The following is a 21,006-nucleotide window of genomic DNA, read 5'->3' as shown; positions in this document are numbered from 1 at the left end:
CTGAGGAATATATCAACCCCCCTATCTGGGGGAGCAGCTAGAGTGACTCTGCGCCCTCGCTTGCGGAAGAGTACCAGCACGCTGCGACCTTGATCGACGTGACGATGGCGCACCAGTCATCTCAGCGAAACGGGTGTAAATGTGTTGGATTTCATAGGGAGCAGGTTCGACCAGATCCTGTTCTCCGGCTGGCAGCATTTCAGTCTGGTGGTGCAGTGTCTCGTTCTGGCCACGCTGCTCGCTGTTGCCGTGGCAGCGGCCGTCTACCGCAATAACACCCTCACATCGATTGCGAACTCCGTCTCCGCAATCGGGCTCACGATCCCTTCCTTCGCATTGATCGGGCTGATGATCGCGCCGATCGGCTTCGGGGTGACCCCGGCAGTTATCGTCGTGACATTCTTCGCGACGCTGCCGGTCCTCCGCAACGCTGTGGTCGGACTCTCCGGTGTGGCGCCATCGGTGGTGGAATCGGCGCGCGGAATCGGCATGAGTCGCTTTCGCACGCTCGTGCAGGTGGAGCTTCCCCTTGCCTGGCCCATCATCCTGAACGGGATCCGAGTCTCGGCTCAGATGGTTATGGGGATCGCGGCCGTTGCTGCTTACTCGCTCGGCCCGGGGCTCGGGAGTTTCATTTTCTCTGGCCTCTCCCGAATCGGCGGCGCCAATTCCCTGGAATCTGTCTGGACCGGCGTCCTCGGCATCGTCTTTCTCGCTCTCATCCTTGATTTTCTCCTTGTCGGCCTCGGCCGACTGACTACTCCGCGAGGTATCCGTGTCTGAATCAGTGAACGAAACCAGCCGCCCCGTGGACATCACCGGTGCCAGCATCCTTCTTGACCATGTGACCAAGCGATTCCCCGGCCAGGCCAAACCCGCGGTCGACGGCCTCACGATGGAGATTCCCGCCGGCAAGATCGTCATGCTGGTCGGACCGTCCGGGTGCGGCAAGACCACCACGTTGAAGATGATCAACCGACTGATCGAGCCGACTGATGGACGAATCGTCGTCGATGGGGACGACGTGACCGACATGAACGGCGACGAACTCCGCCGAGGAATCGGATACGTGATTCAAGCGGGAGGACTGTTTCCGCATATGACCGTGGCGACCAACATCGGCATCGTTCCGAAAATGCTGGGTTGGGACAAAGCCCGTATCGCGACGCGTGTCGACGAATTGCTTGAACTTGTGTCGTTGGATCCCGCGCTCTACCGGGATCGGTATCCGAAGGAACTCTCGGGCGGTCAGCAGCAGCGCGTCGGGGTGGCCAGGGCGCTTGCCGCGGACCCGCCGGTGCTCCTCATGGACGAGCCGTTCGGCGCGGTGGACCCGATCACCAGGCTGCGGCTGCAGGACGAGCTCCTGAGTATTCAGGAAGAGTTGCAGAAGACCATCGTGTGCGTCACGCATGACTTTGATGAGGCGGTCAAGCTCGGCGACTGGATCGCAATCTTCAATGAGGGTGCCCAGCTCGTGCAGTACGACACACCTGAACGCATTCTGGCGGACCCAGCGAATGAATTCGTGGAGAACTTCATCGGCTCGGGCGCGGGACTGAAGCAGCTCACCCTGACCAGAGTCTCCGAGGTCGGGCTTGGTGAGGCTGTTGTGGGCACGCCAGGGGAGAAGGCATCTGCTGTTCTCGGCCGGGTCACCACGGCTGGCTTCGCCCATGCCGTCATCGTTGATGATCGGCAGCGGCCGATCCAGTGGCTCTCTCGACGCCAGCTGGGGCGGCTGGAGACCATCGACAGCACCGTCGACCCGAAACTTCCGGTCGTCGGATATCGCGCGACGCTGAACGACGCTCTGGACACGATGCTCGTGTCGAGCGCCGGTGCCGCTTTGGTCACTGGTCGCCGCGACATGTTCAAGGGTGTGATCAACGTGAAGACGATCATGGACGCCATCGAAAAGTCGCACGATGCCGCGTCGGCGGAATCGACGAACGCGCCCGTCGGGCTCAACACGGGCGTGTTCACCTCGCCCGTCGTCGCCGGGGAACCGGCTCAGCCGTGACCACGACAGCCGCGCTCACGGCCGCTCCCGACCCCGTCGTCGACTCACCGGGGCGGGCTGCGTGGGCTGCTTGGCGCGGACTTGTCTATCAGCTTGCCGGGATCGCCCTCGCGCTGATTGCCCTCATCGTGTGGTTGCTGACGGCAGACCTGTCCGCGATCGAGCTCAATACCCTCGCGCCGGCCGCGCTGTGGGGCTACACGATCGAACACCTGCGGCTCACGCTCGTTGCGGCGCTGATCGTGCTGGTGGTGGCCATACCGGCCGGAATTCTGTTGACGCGCCGGAGTTTGCGATTTCTTGCCGGTCCGGTTCTTATTCTGGCCAACTTCGGTCAAGCCGCGCCGGCGTTGGGTGTCGTGATTCTCCTGGCCTTCTGGCTGGGCTTCGGGTTCTGGGCCGCAATTGTCAGTTTGGTGCTCTACGCGGTGCTGCCGGTGCTGAGCAACACCATGGTCGGTCTTCAGCAGGTCGACGCCCGGCTTGTGGAGGCGGGGCGCGGCATGGGCATGAGTGCGTCGGCGGTGCTGTTCAAGGTTGAGCTGCCCCTCGCCGTGCCGGTCATGCTGTCGGGCATTCGAACGGCCCTCGTCCTGCTTGTGGGAACGGCGGCGCTGGCCACGTTCATCAATGGCGGTGGACTCGGCATCCTGATTACCACCGGAGTCAACCTGAATCTGACCCCGGTGCTCGTGACAGGTGCCGTGCTCGTGGCGCTGTTGGCGTTGTTGATCGACTGGATCGGTCGCGTGGTCGAGCACCTTGCCCGTCCGAAAGGAATCTAGATGTTCTCCGACTCTCTTCGTCATGGCGCGCGCTATCGCCGGGTGTCACGTGCTGCCGGGCTGTTGACGGTTACCGGGCTGCTCCTGGCTGGCTGCGGGCTGCAGCCGGCCACGTCGTATGTACCTGCCGTGGGGCCTGGCTCGATCACACCCATCAAGGGGATTGATGGGGCCGAGATCACCGTGACGAGCAAGAACTACACCGAACAGCTTATTTTGGGCAAAATCGCCGTTCTGGCCGCCTCGGCGGCCGGTTTCACGGTCACGGACCTGAGCAACGTGCCCGGAAGCCAGCCGGCGCGTGAGTTGATTCTGTCGGGTCAGGCGGATGTCCTGTGGGAGTACACGGGCACGGCCTGGCTCACCTACATGGGCCAGACCGAATCGATTCCTGACCAGCACGAGCAATGGCAGGCTGTACACGACCTGGATCTCGGCAATGGTGTCACCTGGGGCGCTCCGGCCCCCATGAACAACACCTATGCGATGGCCGTTCGAACCGAAGCGGTTGCCGACCTCGGCGGAATCAGCACCATGTCTGAACTGGCCACTCTCCCGGTTGAGGATCGCACGTTCTGCGTGGAGGCCGAGTTCAACTCCCGCCCCGACGGTTTGAACCCCATGCTGGAGCGCTACGATCTAGCCAGGGGAGCAGCGGACGGAGTGCCGGACGAGAATGTCGGCATTTACGACACCGGGGCGATCTATAGCGCGACGGATGCGGGAGCATGCAACTTCGGTGAGGTCTTCACGACCGACGGCCGTATCGATGCCCTGGATTTGACGGTTCTCACCGATGACCGCGGCTTCTTCCCCGCGTACAACGTGGCTCCGATTTTTTTCACGGAAACGCTGAAGGAATACCCTCAGCTTGAAGACGTGTTCGCGCAGATTGCACCGAGTCTCACCGATGAGGTGCTTCGCGGCCTCAACCGCCAGGTGGATGTCGACGGGCAGGAACCGGCAGACATCGCGTTTCAATGGATGAAGAGTGAGGGCTTCATCACCGACGCCGAGTGATCCGGAGCACGTGAGTCGGGTCACGTGAGTGAACCCGGGGCCGACGGTGGCAGGGAGACGAACTGAGCCAGACGGTGACGAATGGCGGGTGATCACAGCCGACGTGTGAGCACCGGCTCGATCTTCTCGATGTCCGACTCGTGGATGACCACCGTCACGATGCGTCCGCTGATGGCCGCCGTCGTGGCCCTAAACTCCGCCACCGTGACGGCGATAGCCGGATAGAGCTTGTGATCCACGGGCAGCTCTGCCTTCTGGGCCAGTGACTGCTCGACCTGATGTTGCTGGCGGGTATGCACGTCGGCCCACTCTTTGGAGCCGAATTCATGGGGATTCTTCGTGTAGTTCATCACCACGTATTGCAGGTGCTGATTGAGGGCGTCCCGGATGGGATCCCCGCCCCGATTCGTCGACCCGGGCCGATCGGTGAAGATGAAGCCACGAAGCTCGGCAATTCCCACTGGCCCACCGGGCGAATCCTCGAACCAAAAGTTGCCGGTGCGATCGGCGAGCCAGTAGTGAGCCTCCGCTTCCAGGGTGACGCCGTGTGAGGTACACCAGCTCCACCCACGTTCCTGCAAGCGTGGCTGCGGCACGAATCCAAATATGGGCGGTCCGAATTCCACTAGACGAGCTTCATCGTCCGGTGGTTCCCACACGGCCCTTTCGACGAGATGCATGCATGGAGAATACACCGAGTCGGCTGAGTCGGGGCGGTGATTTTCAGCCTGAAAACCGACCCGTCGGGTGCCCCGATTCAGGCGCGCAGGGCCGCCTCCCGTTCGCGGTTGTTGTCGGCCCCCGGAAGCCGGTCAACGGGTGACTTCATATACAGAATCACGCCCGTCATCGCGGCGGCGAGTGCGCAGGCCAACACCATGTGGATACCGACGAGGAACGGCGGCAGTCCAAGATTTGACTGCAGTAGACCGCCGGCGATTTGAAACAGCTCAACGACAAGGAGCAGCCCCACCATCCGTTGCACCGGCAGGTTGAGCCGAAAGGCAATGACCAACAACGTGATCGTCAGCGCGAAGGTGAGGTATGCGGGCCAGCTGTGGATATGCTGCAGCAGCTCGGAGTTCAGGCCGTTGCGCGGCGCGTTGGCGTCGCCAGCGTGGGGTCCCGATCCCGTGGTGAGGATTCCCACCATGATGGTGATGAGTACGACAAGGCTGGTCACGTGCGCCAGGATCGCAAATCCCCGCGGCACGACCCGCGCACGCGGGCCGTTTCCTGTATAGACGCGGTACACGAAAGCGGTGCACAGGGCGACCAGAGCGACGGAGATGACGAAGTGCACTCCCACGACATAGGGGTTGAGCTGCATGAGAACGCTGACGCCGCCGATCACGGCCTGCGCCGGGATGCCGAGCCCGGCGAGCAGGGTCAGTCGGAAGAGATCCCTGCGCTCGCGACGCATACGCAGGATGGCGATGAAGGCAAGGACCGCGACGAGTCCCAAAGCAACGCCGAGCAACCTGTTCCCGAATTCAATGACTCCATGAATTCCCATCTCCGGCGTGTTCACGAGTGAATCGGCGGTGCATTTGGGCCAGGTCGGGCAGCCGAGTCCCGAACTCGTGAGGCGCACCAGCCCGCCCGTTCCCACCAGCAGGATCTGCGCTGCGAGGTAGATCCACGCAATGACGCGGATGCGTCGATCCACGACTGAGGGTACCCATTCAGTTATTCGACTCACCAGTTCAGCTTTCTCTTGTGCGGGTGACGGGACGTGCGTATGTGAATACCCCGGCAAGCACGACAATCCGGTCGCGCAGCCTGTAGAATCGGGGTCTCCACGACTTTCTCATGCATGCCAACTGGCTGCTCACGAGAAAACGTGGTCCGTGAATATTCTAGGTTCGCAATGTAGCTGTCCACGCAATCCATTCCACCTAGCGGGGGAATGACCGGACTGATATCCGGGTTGCTGTGGGTAGGGAAGAGGTAAGTATGTCGGATGTTCTGCTAGACCGCCCCGATCTCGAGGGGTTGGGTACCTACGAATTTGGCTGGGCCGACTCGGACAAGGCAGGGGCATCCGCACGACGAGGGGTTTCCCCCGAGGTCGTCACGGATATTTCCAACCTGAAGTCCGAACCGGACTGGATGTTGCAGCGACGCCTCAAGGCCCTGCAGCTGTTCGAGCGCAAACCCATGCCGACGTGGGGCGCCGACCTGTCGGGCATCGACTTCGACAACATCAAGTACTTCGTGCGTTCCACGGAGAAGCAGGCCCAGACGTGGGAAGACCTGCCCGACGACATCAAGAACACATACGAGAAGCTCGGTATCCCCGAGGCAGAGCGCCAGCGCCTCGTGTCCGGTGTGGCCGCTCAGTATGAGTCTGAAGTGGTTTACCACCAGATCAACGAAGAGCTCGAAGCACAGGGCGTCATCTTCATGGACACCGACACCGCTCTCAAGGAGCACCCGGAGTTCTTCGAGGAGTACTTCGGCACGATCATCCCTTCGGGCGATAACAAGTTCGCCGCCCTCAACACGGCAGTGTGGTCGGGCGGATCGTTCGTCTACGTGCCGCCGGGCGTGCACGTCGAGATTCCCCTCCAGGCGTATTTCCGCATCAACACGGAAAACATGGGTCAGTTCGAGCGCACCCTGATCATTGCCGACGAGGGCAGCTACGTGCACTACATCGAGGGATGCACCGCCCCGATCTATTCCTCCGACTCCCTGCACTCGGCCGTCGTGGAAATCGTTGTGAAGAAGAACGCCCGCGTTCGCTACACGACCATCCAGAACTGGTCCAACAACGTCTACAACCTCGTCACCAAGCGGGCAACCGCCGGTGAAGGCGCGACGATGGAGTGGATCGACGGAAACATCGGTTCCAAGGTCACCATGAAGTACCCGTCGATCTATCTCATGGGCGAGCATGCCAAGGGCGAGACGCTGTCAGTGGCCTTCGCGGGTCCCGGACAGCACCAGGACGCCGGCGCCAAGATGATCCACATGGCCCCGTACACGCAGTCATCGATCGTGTCCAAGTCCATCGCGCGCGGTGGTGGGCGCAGCGGCTACCGTGGCGAGGTCAGGATGGACGCCACGGCGCACCACTCGGCAAACACCGTGCGGTGCGATGCCCTGCTCGTGGACACCAAATCGCGCTCCGACACGTATCCGTCGATTGATATCAGGGTCGATGACGTGCAATTGGGCCACGAAGCGACCGTGTCGCGGGTGAGTGAAGAGCAGCTGTTCTACCTCATGAGCCGCGGCATGCCCGAGGACGAAGCCATGGCCATGATCGTGCGCGGCTTCATCGAACCCATCGCTCGGGAGCTCCCAATGGAGTACGCCCTTGAACTCAACAAGCTCATTGAAATGGGCATGGAAGGATCTGTCGGCTAAATGTCCGCAGCTATCGCGCCAACCCAGGGCGCTTCAACAGCCATGCCCACGACCGCAACAGCAGAACCGGCGGTCAAAAACCCCGACGGGCGTTTCGGCTATGTACCGGTTCAGACACGTTCCGCACGCTTCAAGAGCACGGATATCGCGGATTTCGCTCCCGTGACCGGCCGCGAAGCCGTGTGGAAGTACATCCCCGTCACGAAGTTCGCCGACCTCCTCGCCGAGGGCATCGACGGTGCGCCGTATGGTGTGGAGTCAACGGATCATGTCGATGTCACCATCGAATGGGTCTCCCGCGACGACAGCCGTATCGGTACCGCCGGTGCTCCGGAGGAACGCGCGTCCGCGAACGCCTGGACGAGTTTCGAGAAGGCTCTGGCCATCACCGTCAGCGGTGAAGAGGCCAAGGAAATCACGCTGACCCGTTCGGCCCTCGGGAACGGCGCACGCGGAGCGCACGTCATCATCGAGGCGAAGCCGTTCAGCCAGGGCACGATCATCCTGCAGAATTCGGGAGAGGCTCGTCTCACAGAGAACGTCGAAATCATTCTCGGAGAATCGGCCAACCTCACGGTCGTCACCGTGCAGGAGTGGGATGACGAAGCGGTTCACCTCAGCAACCACTTCGCCGCGGTCGGCCGGGATGCCCGCCTCAAGCACGTGGTTGTTTCGCTGGGTGGCCGCATCGTTCGGGTGAATCCGTCGGTGCGCCTTGCCGGTAGCGGATCCGACATCGATGCGCTCGGCCTCTACTTCGCGGATGCGGGACAGCACCTGGAACAGCAGGTGTACGTCTTCCACGACGCGCCCCGCAGCCGCAGCCGCGTCAACTACAAGGGTGCCCTCCAGGGCACCGGGGCGCACACGGTCTGGATCGGTGACGTTTTGATCGGCAGCAAGGGTGCCGGAACGGACAGCTACGAGCAGAACCGTAACCTGGTTCTGACCGAAGGAACCCGCGCGGATTCCGTTCCGAACCTCGAGATCGAAACCGGCGATATCGTCGGGGCCGGTCACGCGAGCGCGACGGGACGATTCGACGACGAGCAGCTGTTCTACCTGCAGTCACGCGGTATCACTGAGGACGAAGCGCGCCGCCTCGTGGTCCGCGGTTTCCTCACCGACATCGTTGCGCGCATTGGCGCTCCGGAACTCGAGCAGCGACTGCTGCTGGCTATCGAGGCCGAACTCCTCAGCACGGACGGAAAGTAACCATGGCTGCCACGAAGATTTGTGCATTTGACGAGCTGGAACCCAATCAGGCGGTCAAGGTCGACATCGACGGTGTCGCAATCGCCCTCGTGCGGGACGCGAACGGCGGGGTGTTTGCGATCGGTGACACGTGCACGCACGGCGACATCTCGCTGGCGGAGGGTTTCGTCGAAGGCGAGACCCTGGAGTGCTGGGCCCACGGGTCCATGTTCTCCCTCCGCAGCGGTAAGCCACTCACCCTGCCGGCATACGATCCGGTACCCGTTTATCAGGTCGACCTGATCGATGGAGACGTCTACATCGATCCTTCCGTGATTGTGGCTGTCTAAGCCTTCGTGGCTGTCCGACCCCAGCAACCGGCGCCGTGAGCGCCTCCTCAATTTCAGCTTCACACCAGAAAGAGAATCTTACACACATGTCAGTTCTTGAGATCAAAGACCTGCACGTCAGCGTCCAGACAGACCAAGGCGTCACGCAGATCCTGCGCGGAGTCGACCTCGTCATCAACGAGGGCGAGATTCACGCCATCATGGGTCCGAACGGATCCGGCAAGTCAACGCTTGCCTACACAATCGCCGGACACCCCAAGTACAAGGTCGAGAGCGGCTCCATCACCCTCGACGGCGCCGATGTGCTCACGATGACCGTCGATGAGCGGGCACGCGCCGGCCTCTTCCTGGCCATGCAGTACCCGGTTGAGATACCCGGCGTCACCGTGACGAACTTCCTGCGCACGGCCAAGACGGCCATCGAGGGCGAGGCGCCTCCCATCCGCAAGTGGATCAAGGATGTTCGCGAGTCTATGGCGGCTCTGCGCATGGACAAGTCCTTCGCGGAGCGCAACGTCAACGAGGGATTCTCCGGTGGAGAGAAGAAGCGCAACGAAATTCTGCAGCTTGAGCTTCTCAAGCCCAAGTTCGCTGTGCTCGACGAGACCGACTCAGGACTCGACGTAGACGCCTTGAAGATCGTGTCCGAGGGCGTCAATCGCGCCAAGGAGAACACGGGCCTGGGTCTGCTGCTCATCACGCACTACACACGCATCCTGCGTTACATCAAGCCCGACTTCGTGCACGTGTTCGTGAACGGCCGCATCGCCGAGCAGGGAGGCCCCGAGCTCGCCGACCGCCTCGAAGATGAGGGCTACGATCGCTTTCTCACCTCGTCGAACGTAGGCTAGGCGTATGGTTTCGACACTCAGCCCGGCCCGCTTCGATGAAATCGAAGAGGCACTCAAAGACGTCATGGACCCGGAACTCGGCATCAACGTCGTCGATCTTGGACTGATCTACGACCTTGGCTGGGATGACGAAAACGACGCGCTCATCATTCACATGACACTGACGTCGGCGGGTTGCCCGCTCACGGACGTGCTGGAGGAGCAGACTGCGGAGGCTCTGGACGGCGTGGTTGACCAGTTCCGCATCAACTGGGTCTGGATGCCGCCGTGGGGCCCGGACAAGATCACCGACGATGGGCGAGACATGATGCGTGCCCTTGGGTTCTCGATGTAGTCTCCGCGTTGCACGTATGGCCCCGTCTGCCCCGGCAGACGGGGCCATACGTGTCGGGTGGCAGACCGGATCGGGCACAGTGCTCACTCCGGACGAGCGGAATTCCGCGAAGGTTGCGGTGAGGGAAGGCTATGGTGTTGCAACCCAGTTCGGACACGCGTGGTGGTCGCCCTGTTCGGGTGTGGTCAATCCACGGGCTGGTCACACCAGCATCCTTCCTCGGGGGAACTGGTGCGCTGATCTGAAAAGGGGGACGCGAGGAAAGCTGCGCGGTTCGGGTTCACGAGAATACTCGCCACTGCCCAATCGGCCGAGCGCGGGGTACAGTGTGCTCCAACTCTCGGTCTCAGCGATCGAGCCAGACGATTGGATTGGCGATGACAGACACTTCACTCGACGCTTTAGGGCCTGTCGACTATCTGATCGTGGATTTTCCCCGGGGGCAGTCCAGCTTTACGGGCGAGATAGCGGACGAGTTGGTCAGGCTCGTCGACGAGGGAACGATTCGCGTCATCGACATTATTATTCTCGCCAAGGACGACGACGGCGTTGTCGAGGCGATGGAACTTTCCGACGTTGAAGAGCTCGGCCCTTTGCAGACGATCGAGGCCGAACTGGCTGACCTCCTTGCGGAGGAAGATATCGAGATTCTCGCTGCTGCGATGGAGCCCGGAAGCGTGGCCGGCGTGCTTGTCTACGAGAATGTGTGGGCGGCGCCCTTTGGGGCCGCGGCGCGCCGTGCGGGAGGTCAGCTGATCGCAAATGGACGGATCCCCATCCAGGACATCATCGCTTCAATCGAAGCCGATGAAGCAGCCGAGACAGGAGGAGCTTGACATGCCACTGAGGCGCGCACGAGTGGGAAGAGTCGGCGTCGTTCGTGCGCCGGTCGCCAAGGCCGCTGTCGTCGGCGCCGCTGTCACACCCGGCCGTTCGCCGGTGGCTAAGGCCGCCGTCGTCGGTGCGGCTGTCACGCCGGGCCGCCGCCGCAGGATCTAGGCTCGCCCGATCGGGCCGGTTCCTCCTGCCCTCCGCGGAGGCTGACCCGGGTGACAGGGCAGGGGACGTACACGAGCGAGAGCAGGACCCAATATGGTGGCAGCGACGACGATACTGGCGATCATCATCATGTGGAGCCTTCTCTCCGGGCCGCTCGACCGGCGCGGGATCACGTCGGCCCTGTTCCTTACCGTCGCAGGATTCCTTGCCGGCGGATCCGGGCTTGGCCTGCTCGACATCTCCGCGGATTCCGCCGTGGTCGAGCGGGTGGCTGAGGTCGCCCTCGTCCTGCTTCTGTTCAGTGACGCCACGCGGCTCGACCTTCGTTCGATCAGTCACGAGCTTGGATGGCCGAAACGTCTCCTCCTGATCGGGTTGCCGCTGACGATGCTCGCCGGGGTGGGGGTTGAGGTGCTCGTTTTCCCCACTATGGCGCTCGCATCCGTGGTCCTTCTCGCCACGATGCTGACCTCGACCGACGCGGCTCTGGGCCAGAAGGTTGTCTCCGACCCGGCCGTGCCGGCCCGCGTGCGGCAGGCGCTCGACGTGGAGAGCGGACTCAACGACGGCCTTGCCGTGCCTTTCTTCCTCGTCGCCCTCGAGATCGCGAACGCGGATCTTGACACCGGAGTCACCTGGGCCGTCGTCAGCAACATGGCTGCTCAAATCGGGTGGGGACTCACCGGCGGACTGGCCGCCGGCATCCTGGGCGGGCTGCTGTTCCGTTTTGCCGATCGCCGTTCGTGGATCAGCGCAGACTGGCGGCAGATCGTGCTCCTGGCGGTGGCACTGCTGGCTTACACGATCGCCCTGACGCTCGGTGGAAGCGGCTTCATCGCCGCCTTCGTCGGTGGTCTCGCGTTCGGGAGCGTCTCGGGTGCACGCGCTTCGGTCGTGACGCTGTTCGCAGAGGAGACGGGCGGCCTCCTCGCCGCCGTCACGTGGATCGGGTTCGGAGCGCTGGCCTTAACCCTGGTCATCCCGGGCATCACCTGGCAGGTCATCCTCTACGCTGCGCTCAGCCTGACCCTGGTGCGCATGATTCCGGTCGCGATCGCCTTCGCCGATCAGGGTGTGAGGTGGCCGACTGTGGCGTTCATCGGCTGGTTCGGCCCGCGCGGGCTCGCGTCACTCGTGTTCGCGCTCCTCGCTCTCGAACGTGGAGTCCCTGAAGGCGAGGTTGTACTGACGACGGTGGTCGTCACCGTGGCCCTCAGCACCATCCTCCACGGCCTCACCTCGGTTCCACTGGTGGCCGCCTACCATCGCTGGTACAAGGGGCACACGGCGGAGCATTCGGTGGCGGCTGAGGCGACGCCGTCGACGATACCCCGCCGGCGACGCCAATTGCCCGGTGCCGATCCAACCACGCCCAGTAGCGACAGAGAGACCAGCTGAGGCGTTTGCGGCCAGCCAGCTGACGTTCCACAGTTGATGTGGCGCACTCAGCGGAGCTGCGTAGGTGTCCGGTAGCTCCGCTCCAGGAGGAATACGCTGATCACCAATGCCCACGCGGGAAAAATCAGGCTCACCCACACGCTGAAACTCGTCACGACCAGGAGCACGGCGGCGACGGAGTAGGTGAAGAGGGATGCCCACTTCGTCAGTGCGCCGGTGCGGAGCCACAGCGTTCCCAAAGACAGCATGAAGATGCCGGCCATGCGCAGGGCGTAGACGTTTTCGATCTGCAGGATGACTGCTCGGCTGATCGCCGCGGCCGACACGTCCGGTTCAGCGCCGGACTCGTACATCGAGAGCAGTGCTCCGGCGATGGCGGTGGCGACGAAGACCATGGCGAGGAAGAGGATACCGCTGCCGAGAAACACGGACGAGAACAACTTGTCCTCACCTTCGCCGAACGTGTCTCGGAGGACACCGATGTACCAGAGGAACATGATTCCGGCGAACGGCATCAACCACACGGCGATCCTGATGCGCGTTCCCGCATCGCCGGACCAGTCCGGGGCGGTCTCTGGCGTCTCGGGCAGCGCGGACCGGAGAAGAATGAGTCCGGCCGCGAAGAAGAGTGCGAACAGCACGCCCGCCAGGGACGCGGCTCGCGGCGACGCCAACGGCCGAGGCGGGCCTTCCTGCGATACGTCGGTCACACGCGCATCATAGTAGCGAACTGCCCGTCCGCAACACCTGCCGTGGGTTGCGGTTCTGTCCGGCCCCGACGGTGAGACCCTCACCGTGGCCGCCGCTGGTACCGACCGATGCGCGCTGCTGGGTCCGTTCAGCAGGGAGCGAGCGCCGAAGCCCTCGCCCGCGCAGGACGCCGACCACGTGTGATTCCCGGGACGGTCGGTGCGGCTGAACGCCCATCGGATGCGGCCTCGCACCTGAATGAGAACGATGATCAGTGCAGTGCAGTGCAGTGCAGTGCAGTGCAGTGCAGTGCAGTGCAGCGCAGGAAGCCGTCGAGACGCACGGCGTCTCCGAGTGCCACGGCTACCAGTCCGGCACCACGAAGTTGCTCCCCGGAAGCACCACTATGTGGGTGATCGCGGTGATGATTCGCACCCACCGAGTATCGGCTGAGCGGATCCGCGCAATGAACTTTTTCTGGCCCAGAGTACGAGTTCACGGACGACCCTGAGCTCATCAGGTGCGCTCGGCGGCTCCTGTGATGACGGCAGCGATCACTGCGCCGGCACCCTTTTCGACGGTGCCATTCAGAATGATCGCGTTGATGCGCTCAAGCGGGACGGAAAGTGGCACTGTGTGCACTTCGCCATCGCAGGTGAGGGTGATGGAGTCAACGCTGCCAATCCATGATGACCCGCTGCGCACGGTGGCGCCGAAGAGGGCTTCGCCGGCTCCGAAACAGACCACGCTGATGCCGTCGATTCGAACCTCTGACGGGTAGGTCAGAGTCACCCCGCCATCCTCACGTGGTACTTCCGCGTTCGGCACGGCCTGTAACGAACCTGACCCGAGAAAACTCGCACTCGTCGACGAAGCGTCGATGAAGGCGTCCGCCTGTGACTGAGCAGCCTCCCAGTCAAGTTCAGGAGACGAGGCGCAGGACGATAGAGAGACTGCGAGCGCGACAGAAATAACGAGCAAAGATCGGTGTCGGCGCATAGCGGTCAGCGTAGCATCGGGCATCGCACCGACCTCAGCACGCAGCTCAGCGTGTGACCTGTCCAAGGAGGAATCTCACCCAGGTGCGTCAACGTCGACAGGCTCAGGCCCGCATTCCCCATCCTCAGTAGGCGACCTTTTGTCGAGATATAACTTTTTTATAGTGCGATTACAGTCAGTGGAATGATATTCTAAAAAAATGACTGAAGCGGAACAGCCCACGCGCCGGGCACGGCAGGCGGAGGCAACTCGGGCGGAGATTGTCTCGGCTGCCGGGCGCCTGATGGTGCACAACGGCTACGTCGCCACCTCGATCAGCGACATCGCGGCCGAGGCCGGAGTGGCCGTGCAGACGATCTACAATTCCGTCGGCGCCAAGGCGGAGCTGCTCGCGGCCATCTTGGCGCGGGTGGCAGCGCAATCGGATGCGCCCGACCTTGTGTCGGCGTCCATGCGTGAGAAAATCGAGGGGGCTCGTAATGCCTCCGAGATTATTCGGATTCTCGCCGCTTGGTGTTCGGCCGTGAACGAACGCACGGCCGGCGTTCTTCGTGTCGTCACTGAGGCGGCCGTCATCGATCCGGACGTGGCGGAATTCGCCCGGCGGCAGGATGTCACCCGGTTGCGTGGCTACGGTGAGGTCGCCGCGGCCCTGCGCGTTCGCCGCGGACTGCGAGCAGGTCTGAGCGATCACGAGAGCGCCGCCGCGATCTGGGCCATCGGGCATCCTCAGGTCTATCGGACCCTCGTGCTGGACGTGGGCTGGTCCGTGACGGCCTACCGCGAATGGCTGGAAAAGACGCTTCACGGGGCTCTTCTGTAGGGGAGTGGGCGTGCGAAGTCGTGGAAGGTAAATATACTAGTGAGTTGGACCACTTGATCCACCCCCTCCCACCACCCCCCTGAACGGACTATTGCTGTGCTCAACGTGCAAGATCTCGAAATTCGCGTTGGAGCTCGCGTGCTCATGGAGGGCGTGAGCTTCCGTGTCGCCCACGGCGACAAGATCGGCCTTGTTGGGCGTAACGGCGCCGGCAAGACCACGCTCACGAAGACGCTCGCGGGGGAGACCAACCCCACTAAGGGTTCGATCAGTCACTCCGGTGAGATCGGCTATCTTCCTCAGGACCCCCGCGCGGGCGATCCCACGATGCTGGCGCGAACCCGAATCCTGGACGCTCGTGGCCTCGGCACGATCGCCTTGGGCATGCAGGAGTCCAGTCTCGACATGGCCAGCTCCGACCCGAAGGTCAGCGCTGCGGCGATGAAGAAGTACGGTCGCTTGACGGACGAATTCAACGGCCTGGGTGGGTACTCGGCGGAAGCGGAAGCGGCATCCATTGCCAGCAACCTCAAACTTCCCGACCACATTCTTGATCAGCCGCTCAGCACCCTCTCGGGTGGACAGCGTCGCCGCATCGAGCTTGCCCGAATTCTGTTCTCTGCGGCCGAGATGATGATTCTCGATGAGCCCACAAACCACCTCGACGCCGACTCTGTGGCATGGCTGCGTGAGTTCGTCAAGAACTACAAGGGCGGCTGCATCATCATCAGCCACGACATCGAACTAGTCGGCGAGACGGTCAACCGGGTTTTCTACCTCGATGCCAACCGCATGATGATCGATATCTACAACATGAACTGGAAGAACTACCTCTTGCAGCGCACGGCCGACGCCGACCGCCGCAAGAAGGAACGCTCCAACGCCGAGAAGAAGGCTTCGACCCTCCAGCTGCAGGCGGCCAAGTTCGGCGCCAAGGCCAGCAAGGCCGCGGCAGCGCACCAGATGGTCGCGCGCGCTGAGAAACTGCTCTCCGGGCTCGACGCCGTACGTGCGGTCGAGCGCGTGGCCAAGCTGCGTTTCCCCGAGCCCTCGCCGTGCGGGCGCACGCCGCTCATGGCCAAGGACCTGTCGAAGAGCTACGGTTCACTGGAAATCTTCACAGCAGTCGACCTGGCCATTGACCGCGGGTCCAAGGTGGTCATTCTCGGGCTCAACGGTGCCGGTAAGACCACGCTGTTGCGCATGCTGGCCGGAGTCGATATCCCCGACACCGGCACGATTGAGCCGGGCCACGGACTGCGCATCGGGTACTACGCGCAGGAGCACGAAACGATTGACGTCAAGCGGTCGGTTCTGGAGAACATGGTCTCATCGTCCCCGAGCATCACCGAGATGGAAGCGCGCCGTGTGCTCGGATCGTTCCTCTTCACGGGCGACGATTCAAACAAGCCGGCCGGTGTGCTGTCGGGTGGCGAGAAGACCCGCCTTGCCCTGGCCATGATTGTGGTCTCGGGTGCCAACGTGCTGCTTCTCGACGAGCCGACTAACAACCTCGACCCCGCGAGCCGTGAGGAGATCCTCGACGCCCTGGCACACTACGCCGGCGCCGTTGTGCTCGTGAGCCACGATGAGGGCGCCGTGCAGGCCCTCAACCCCGAGCGTGTGCTGATCATGCCCGAGGGTACGGAAGACCACTGGAACAAGGACTACCTGGACCTGATCGAGCTCTCCTAGCGGGCGCCTCGGGCCTCGGCTGTGAGGAATGTCTCGCGGGGTCTGGATCGCTCGTGCCTCGTGCCTCGACCGCGGATCCGCTGATCGAGGCGCGACGGGGGAGCCACCGAGCTGGTGAGTCGCGTCGTGCTGCCGCGGAATAGGGAAACGCGCTGCACTTCCCGAGGCGACCACGTCGGCCGATGCTCGGGCGTGGCTTGCGCGCTGTGGTGCGTGCTCTATGACTGGCGGTCGACGAGCTCGTCCTCGATTTCGGCATCGTTGCGGGGTTTGGCCGCCCGTCGACGGGCACGTTCGCCGGCGCGTTCGCGCTCGGCCGGGTCTGCGGCGTTGACGGAGCGGTATTCCTCCCGTATCGCCCAACCGAGGCCGACAAAAGCCAGGAGTCCGAAGACGAACCACTGGAACGCGTAAGACAGGTGTGGGCCTTCGTCCCGTACCGGCTTGACGACTGCCGTGGGACGATCCTCCAGGGGAGCAGGGTTCTCCGAGTCGAGCAGGCCGTAGGCGCCGGTATAGGTGGGCGTATCCAGGCGACCGGCAACGTCGGTCAGGTTGATCGTCGCGATCTGGTTTCCGCTCGCCGTGCGATTGTTCAGGGTCGGTTCGCCGGCCTTCAAACGAACGACCACGGTGACCTGACCCGCCGGCGGGGCGGGCACGACATCGGGGGCATCCTGCTCATTGCCGGTTGGAAGCCAGCCACGATCGACAACGAAGACGGTGCCGTCGTTGAGACGCAAGGGCGTGAGGACCTCAAAACCGGGACTGATGTTGAGCGGACGGTTGCGAACGAGGAGCTCATCGTCGACGAGGTACGTTCCCGTCATCATGACCGGAAGCCATTTCTGCGTCTCCGTGAATGAGTCCAGTCGAGGAAGGGCCTCGGCAACGGGTATCGGGGACGAATCAAAGTTCGCGTCGATCTTCGACAGTTCGGTCAGGGCTTCATCGCGGCGCGCCAACTGCCAGACGCCGAGTCCGGCGCAGACGGCAGCGAACAGCATCGTCAATGCGAGGTAGCCCGCCCAGCGTCGGGTGAACGCGAACTTCCATCCGGTCATGCCGTAACGTCGGCTTCGTCGAGGGGACGAACGGCGAGAGGGAAGTCCCGGGCCGTGAGGAATTCACGGAGGTAGTCCACGTGTTCCTCACAGGCGAGCCAGGTCTTCACGCGTTCTTCCGAATGGATGCCTGGATTACGCCAATCGATACGCCACACAGCGGCCGAGCGACACTCGGCGCGCGAACACGTCGCGGAGTCGAGCGGGGCGCCCAGACCGATCATTGATCGTCCCGAGTGCGCTCGCGCGCGGGCGGGTCTGCACGATAGATCTCAAGTCCACCCGGTCGCTGCACCTGCGAACGGGTCGGAGCCGACTGTACGTTGGCGACGATAACGGCAAAATACGGAAGGGCGATTGCGCCGATTGCGCACAGGAGCAGCCACCAGCCGTGTACAAAGAGCATCAGTACGATGCACACCACCCGGATACCCATGGCGACCGTGTACTTGATCATTCGGCTGCGACGTTCCGCGTCAGGGGAGACGGGAAGTGAGGTGATCGACTGCTGCTTCATGTCGTGATGCGCTCCGATACAGCGGGTGACTTTCCGCTTCGTTCAGTTTACGTCTCGCTACGAGTCAACGACGACGCCTTAAGCTGTGAATCAACGGGTGAAATTATTGCCGCGCCACCAGAAAAGGAATGTGCATGACTACGACACGAACTGTTCTCGTCACCGGGGGCAACCGCGGCATTGGCTTCGCCATTGCGGAGGAATTCATCGCCCAAGGGCATCGAGTGGCCGTCACGTCGCGTTCGGGGCACGGACCTGAAGGCAGCCTCACGGTTCGCGCCGACGTGACCGACGCTGCATCCGTTGACGCGGCGTTCACCGAGATCGAAGCAACCCTCGGCCCGGTGGATGTCGTCGTGGCCAATGCCGGCATTACCAAGGACATGCTCTTGATGCGCATGTCTGAGGACGACTTCACCTCGGTGATCGACACCAACCTCAGCGGCGCGTTCCGTGTGGTCAAGCGCGCGTCGAAGGGAATGCTCAAAGCACGATTCGGGCGGATCGTGCTCATCTCCAGTGTCGTGGGCCTCTACGGATCCGCCGGCCAGGTGAACTACTCGGCATCGAAGAGCGGCCTGGTGGGGCTGGCCCGTTCGGTGACACGCGAACTGGGCTCGCGTGGCATCACCGCGAACGTGGTTGCCCCCGGTTTCATCGAGACCGATATGACCGCCGAACTCCCCGCCGCGACGCAGGCCGACTATAAGAAATCCATTCCGGCCGGTCGTTTCGCCACGCCGACCGAGGTGGCTCGGGTGGTGACCTGGCTCGCGGGGGACGACGCCGGGTACATCTCCGGAGCGGTCATTCCGGTTGACGGCGGCCTGGGTATGGGGCACTAGCCCCGGATTCATCAGCCGCGAAGGCCGAGCACGGCCAGAACCTGACTGAGGTCCCCGTTATCGATGGCGAGATCGGCGCTGGCCTTCACGACTGGTTTGGCGTTGAAGGCGATGGAGAGTCCGGCGGCGGCCATCATGCGCAGGTCGTTGGCGCCATCGCCGATCGCCACGGTCCGCATGAGTGGCAGGCTCTCGAGGGCCGCCCACTCGCGAAGGGCAGACGCTTTGGCTTCGGCGTCGATAATCGGTCCGGAGACCCGACCGGTCAGTAACCCATCGACGACGTCCAGACGATTCGCTCGCCAGCGATCGAGGTGGAGCTGAGCGGCCAGCGGGTCGAGCAGCTCATGGAACCCGCCCGAGACCGCGGCCACGCGGCATCCGTGGGCGTGGAGGCCCGAAACAAGCTCCGCCACGCCGTCGGTTGGACGGATAAGACGCAGGACATCGGCGAAAACTGTCTCGGGGAGACCGGCCAGGGTCTGCACCCGGGCCCGCAGGCTCTCTGCGAAGTCGAGGTGACCCAGCATGGCGCGTTCGGTGACGGATGCCACGAGCTCGCGCGAGCCCGCAGCATCGGCCAGGAGCTCGATGACCTCATCCTGGATCAGGGTGGAGTCCACGTCCAGGACGACGAGAAAGCGTGTTGCGGATGTCACGGCTGTACGCGAACGCCCTTGCCAACCACGGTGATTCCCGACTCGGTGACGCTGAATCCGCGTGCCAGGTCGCGTGCGCGGTCGACGCCGATTGTGGCGCCGGCCTCGACGACGACCTCCTTGTCGAGCACCGCGCGGTGAACCACGGCTCCCGCGAGAATCTGCACGCGGTCGAAGACGATGGAATCGACCACCTCGGCCCCGGAGCCGATGACCGTCCACGGTCCGAGGACGCTGCGCTCGATGTGACCCCCCGAGATTACGCAGCCGAGGGACACGATCGAGTCGATCATCGTGCCGAGGGCACCGCGTGCGTCCCGCACGAATTTCGCGGGCGGCGAGTTGAGCTGCTGGCTGAAAATCGGCCATTCCTGGTTGTACAGGTTGAAGACGGGCAGGGCGGAAATCAGGTCCTGGTGTGCCTCGAAGAACGAGTCGATCGTTCCCACGTCCCGCCAGTAGTAGCGGTCGCGGTCCGTCGAACCCGGTACGTCGTTGCGCTGCAAGTCATAGACGCCTGCCTCGCCACGGGCCACGAAATCTGGCACGATGTCGCCACCCATATCGTGGCTCGAGTCGGTGCGCTCTCCGTCGCGGAGAACGGCTTCGATGAGAGCGTCCGTGTTGAAGACGTAGTTGCCCATGGATGCGAACACCTCGTGGGGCGCATCGGCGAGGCCCACCGCATCCTTGGGCTTCTCTCGGAACTCGGAGATGCGGTCGGGCGCGCCGGCATTGACCTCGATGACACCGAACTGGTCGGCCAGCCCGATGGGCTGGCGGATGGCAGCGACTGTGGCCTGGGCACCGGACGCGATATGGGCCGTGATCATCTGGCTGAAGTCCATGCGGTAGACGTGGTCTGCACCGACCACGACAACGATGTCGGGCTTCTCGTCGTGAATGAGGTTCAGGCTCTGCAGGATCGCGTCCGCTGAACCGCTGAACCAGCGCTTGCCGAGGCGTTGCTGGGCGGGGACAGATGCGATGTACGAGTTCGAGAGTCCACCGGACATATGCCAGGTCTGGGAGACATGGCGATCCAGGCTGTGGGACTTGTACTGGGTGAGCACAACCACCTGGGTCAGCCCGGAGTTGATCAGATTCGATAACGCGAAATCAATGAGACGGTAATGGCCGCCAAAGGGCACGGCGGGCTTGGCTCGGTCCTCGGTCAGCGGCATCAGCCGCTTTCCCTCACCACCTGCGAGTACTATTCCAAAGATCTTCTTGGCCTTCATGTGTACAGAGTAAGGCACCATCGGGGGTGTCTGTGCGCGCTTTGTGCATGAGTGATGCCCCCGCCTGCGCTAGTTTTACTGCATGCGAGTGGATCTACTGACCAAGGAATACCCGCCCGAGATCTACGGCGGGGCCGGCGTGCA

Annotated in this window: 23 protein-coding genes; 15 read left to right on the top strand and 8 right to left on the bottom strand. The window is 62.9% G+C overall.

From position 1 onward, the window contains the following. Positions 1–141: 141 nt before the first annotated feature. Genes JF66_RS06920 through JF66_RS06905 form a run of 4 tightly spaced genes read left to right on the top strand, consistent with a single transcriptional unit; the run spans position 142 to position 3,828 of the window. Positions 142–783 carry an ABC transporter permease gene (locus JF66_RS06920; protein ID WP_035876469.1) on the top strand — a complete coding sequence of 214 codons (642 nt, stop codon included), beginning with the start codon at positions 142–144 and terminating at the stop codon, positions 781–783. After that, positions 776–2,023 carry an ATP-binding cassette domain-containing protein gene (locus tag JF66_RS06915; RefSeq protein WP_231556327.1) on the top strand — a complete coding sequence of 416 codons (1,248 nt, stop codon included), beginning with the start codon at positions 776–778 and terminating at the stop codon, positions 2,021–2,023. Before JF66_RS06920 ends, JF66_RS06915 begins: the two co-directional genes overlap by 8 nt. Continuing rightward, positions 2,020–2,808 (top strand): ABC transporter permease, encoded by a 789-nt coding sequence (locus JF66_RS06910; protein WP_035876466.1) that lies wholly within the window; start codon positions 2,020–2,022, stop codon positions 2,806–2,808. Before JF66_RS06915 ends, JF66_RS06910 begins: the two co-directional genes overlap by 4 nt. Beyond that, positions 2,809–3,828: a glycine betaine ABC transporter substrate-binding protein gene (locus JF66_RS06905; protein WP_051973229.1), complete on the top strand. Its 1,020-nt coding sequence runs from the start codon at positions 2,809–2,811 to the stop codon at positions 3,826–3,828. Positions 3,829–3,920: 92 nt separating this feature from the next. On the opposite strand, the gene JF66_RS06900 is transcribed toward JF66_RS06905, so the two are convergent. Both JF66_RS06900 and JF66_RS06895 read right to left on the bottom strand, forming a co-directional pair. Further along, entirely contained in the window at positions 3,921–4,424 is a 504-nt protein-coding gene (locus tag JF66_RS06900) for a hypothetical protein (protein ID WP_156109678.1), read from the bottom strand. A gap of 161 nt (positions 4,425–4,585) precedes the next feature. Further along, positions 4,586–5,530, bottom strand: a complete 945-nt coding sequence (locus JF66_RS06895; RefSeq protein WP_035876461.1) for a heme A synthase — start codon at positions 5,528–5,530, stop codon at positions 4,586–4,588. A 254-nt stretch (positions 5,531–5,784) separates the two neighbouring features. Here JF66_RS06895 and sufB point away from each other — a divergent pair, with 254 nt between their 5' ends. From sufB to JF66_RS06860, 8 genes are all read left to right on the top strand, one after another. Then, on the top strand, positions 5,785–7,203 hold the full coding sequence (gene sufB, locus JF66_RS06890) for a Fe-S cluster assembly protein SufB (RefSeq protein WP_035835937.1): 1,419 nt from the start codon (positions 5,785–5,787) through the stop codon (positions 7,201–7,203). Further along, positions 7,204–8,418: a Fe-S cluster assembly protein SufD gene (sufD, locus tag JF66_RS06885; RefSeq protein WP_369797963.1), complete on the top strand. Its 1,215-nt coding sequence runs from the start codon at positions 7,204–7,206 to the stop codon at positions 8,416–8,418. A gap of 2 nt (positions 8,419–8,420) precedes the next feature. Beyond that, entirely contained in the window at positions 8,421–8,747 is a 327-nt protein-coding gene (locus JF66_RS06880) for a non-heme iron oxygenase ferredoxin subunit (protein WP_035876458.1), read from the top strand. Positions 8,748–8,833: 86 nt separating this feature from the next. After that, positions 8,834–9,598, top strand: a complete 765-nt coding sequence (gene sufC, locus JF66_RS06875; protein ID WP_035876457.1) for a Fe-S cluster assembly ATPase SufC — start codon at positions 8,834–8,836, stop codon at positions 9,596–9,598. Between the two features lie 4 nt (positions 9,599–9,602). Next, positions 9,603–9,932 (top strand): metal-sulfur cluster assembly factor, encoded by a 330-nt coding sequence (locus JF66_RS06870; protein ID WP_035835933.1) that lies wholly within the window; start codon positions 9,603–9,605, stop codon positions 9,930–9,932. A 377-nt stretch (positions 9,933–10,309) separates the two neighbouring features. After that, positions 10,310–10,768: a DUF6325 family protein gene (locus tag JF66_RS06865; RefSeq protein ID WP_035876456.1), complete on the top strand. Its 459-nt coding sequence runs from the start codon at positions 10,310–10,312 to the stop codon at positions 10,766–10,768. A 1-nt stretch (position 10,769) separates the two neighbouring features. Next, positions 10,770–10,931 (top strand): hypothetical protein, encoded by a 162-nt coding sequence (locus JF66_RS23520; RefSeq protein WP_197059350.1) that lies wholly within the window; start codon positions 10,770–10,772, stop codon positions 10,929–10,931. 93 nt (positions 10,932–11,024) lie between these two features. Further along, a complete protein-coding gene (locus JF66_RS06860; RefSeq protein WP_051973228.1) occupies positions 11,025–12,329 on the top strand; it encodes a sodium:proton antiporter in 1,305 nt (434 codons plus the stop codon). Positions 12,330–12,376: 47 nt separating this feature from the next. Here JF66_RS06860 and JF66_RS06855 read toward each other — a convergent pair whose 3' ends face one another. Together JF66_RS06855 and JF66_RS06850 are read right to left on the bottom strand one after the other, a co-directional pair. Continuing rightward, positions 12,377–13,039 (bottom strand): hypothetical protein, encoded by a 663-nt coding sequence (locus tag JF66_RS06855; protein WP_035876455.1) that lies wholly within the window; start codon positions 13,037–13,039, stop codon positions 12,377–12,379. Positions 13,040–13,535: 496 nt separating this feature from the next. After that, positions 13,536–13,811, bottom strand: coding sequence for a hypothetical protein (locus JF66_RS06850; RefSeq protein WP_035876454.1), 276 nt, complete (start codon positions 13,809–13,811; stop codon positions 13,536–13,538). A gap of 406 nt (positions 13,812–14,217) precedes the next feature. On the opposite strand from JF66_RS06850, the gene JF66_RS06845 reads away from it, so the two are divergent. Next, entirely contained in the window at positions 14,218–14,841 is a 624-nt protein-coding gene (locus tag JF66_RS06845; RefSeq protein ID WP_035876451.1) for a TetR/AcrR family transcriptional regulator, read from the top strand. Between the two features lie 96 nt (positions 14,842–14,937). Further along, positions 14,938–16,536 (top strand): ABC-F family ATP-binding cassette domain-containing protein, encoded by a 1,599-nt coding sequence (locus JF66_RS06840; RefSeq protein ID WP_035876449.1) that lies wholly within the window; start codon positions 14,938–14,940, stop codon positions 16,534–16,536. A gap of 218 nt (positions 16,537–16,754) precedes the next feature. Here JF66_RS06840 and JF66_RS06835 read toward each other — a convergent pair whose 3' ends face one another. Further along, positions 16,755–17,600: an SURF1 family protein gene (locus JF66_RS06835; RefSeq protein ID WP_035876448.1), complete on the bottom strand. Its 846-nt coding sequence runs from the start codon at positions 17,598–17,600 to the stop codon at positions 16,755–16,757. A gap of 220 nt (positions 17,601–17,820) precedes the next feature. After that, positions 17,821–18,117 (bottom strand): DUF3099 domain-containing protein, encoded by a 297-nt coding sequence (locus JF66_RS06825; protein WP_051973227.1) that lies wholly within the window; start codon positions 18,115–18,117, stop codon positions 17,821–17,823. A gap of 134 nt (positions 18,118–18,251) precedes the next feature. Here JF66_RS06825 and fabG point away from each other — a divergent pair, with 134 nt between their 5' ends. Next, positions 18,252–18,962, top strand: coding sequence for a 3-oxoacyl-ACP reductase FabG (gene fabG, locus JF66_RS06820; protein ID WP_035876446.1), 711 nt, complete (start codon positions 18,252–18,254; stop codon positions 18,960–18,962). Between the two features lie 11 nt (positions 18,963–18,973). Here the strand turns inward: fabG and serB are convergent, their stop codons facing one another. Further along, positions 18,974–19,621, bottom strand: a complete 648-nt coding sequence (serB, locus tag JF66_RS22880; protein ID WP_035876444.1) for a phosphoserine phosphatase SerB — start codon at positions 19,619–19,621, stop codon at positions 18,974–18,976. Continuing rightward, entirely contained in the window at positions 19,618–20,862 is a 1,245-nt protein-coding gene (locus tag JF66_RS06810) for a glucose-1-phosphate adenylyltransferase (protein WP_035876439.1), read from the bottom strand. The genes serB and JF66_RS06810 overlap by 4 nt, the downstream gene beginning before the upstream one ends. Positions 20,863–21,006 lie beyond the last annotated feature (144 nt).

Origin of the sequence: Cryobacterium sp. MLB-32 (assembly GCF_000738085.1) — a bacterium.
Taxonomy (GTDB): domain Bacteria; phylum Actinomycetota; class Actinomycetes; order Actinomycetales; family Microbacteriaceae; genus Cryobacterium.
This window is presented reverse-complemented; position numbering and strand designations above follow the sequence as displayed.

Coding starts and splice junctions, on each gene's coding strand:
- JF66_RS06880 (WP_035876458.1), top strand. CDS start 8,421: ATGGCTGCCACGAAGATTTGTGCATTTGACGAGCTGGAACCCAATCAG.
- sufD (WP_369797963.1), top strand. CDS start 7,204: ATGTCCGCAGCTATCGCGCCAACCCAGGGCGCTTCAACAGCCATGCCC.
- JF66_RS06810 (WP_035876439.1), bottom strand. CDS start 20,862: ATGAAGGCCAAGAAGATCTTTGGAATAGTACTCGCAGGTGGTGAGGGA.
- fabG (WP_035876446.1), top strand. CDS start 18,252: ATGACTACGACACGAACTGTTCTCGTCACCGGGGGCAACCGCGGCATT.
- JF66_RS06825 (WP_051973227.1), bottom strand. CDS start 18,117: ATGAAGCAGCAGTCGATCACCTCACTTCCCGTCTCCCCTGACGCGGAA.
- JF66_RS06865 (WP_035876456.1), top strand. CDS start 10,310: ATGACAGACACTTCACTCGACGCTTTAGGGCCTGTCGACTATCTGATC.
- JF66_RS06860 (WP_051973228.1), top strand. CDS start 11,025: ATGGTGGCAGCGACGACGATACTGGCGATCATCATCATGTGGAGCCTT.
- sufC (WP_035876457.1), top strand. CDS start 8,834: ATGTCAGTTCTTGAGATCAAAGACCTGCACGTCAGCGTCCAGACAGAC.
- JF66_RS06905 (WP_051973229.1), top strand. CDS start 2,809: ATGTTCTCCGACTCTCTTCGTCATGGCGCGCGCTATCGCCGGGTGTCA.
- JF66_RS23520 (WP_197059350.1), top strand. CDS start 10,770: ATGCCACTGAGGCGCGCACGAGTGGGAAGAGTCGGCGTCGTTCGTGCG.
- JF66_RS06845 (WP_035876451.1), top strand. CDS start 14,218: ATGACTGAAGCGGAACAGCCCACGCGCCGGGCACGGCAGGCGGAGGCA.
- JF66_RS06870 (WP_035835933.1), top strand. CDS start 9,603: ATGGTTTCGACACTCAGCCCGGCCCGCTTCGATGAAATCGAAGAGGCA.
- sufB (WP_035835937.1), top strand. CDS start 5,785: ATGTCGGATGTTCTGCTAGACCGCCCCGATCTCGAGGGGTTGGGTACC.
- JF66_RS06835 (WP_035876448.1), bottom strand. CDS start 17,600: ATGACCGGATGGAAGTTCGCGTTCACCCGACGCTGGGCGGGCTACCTC.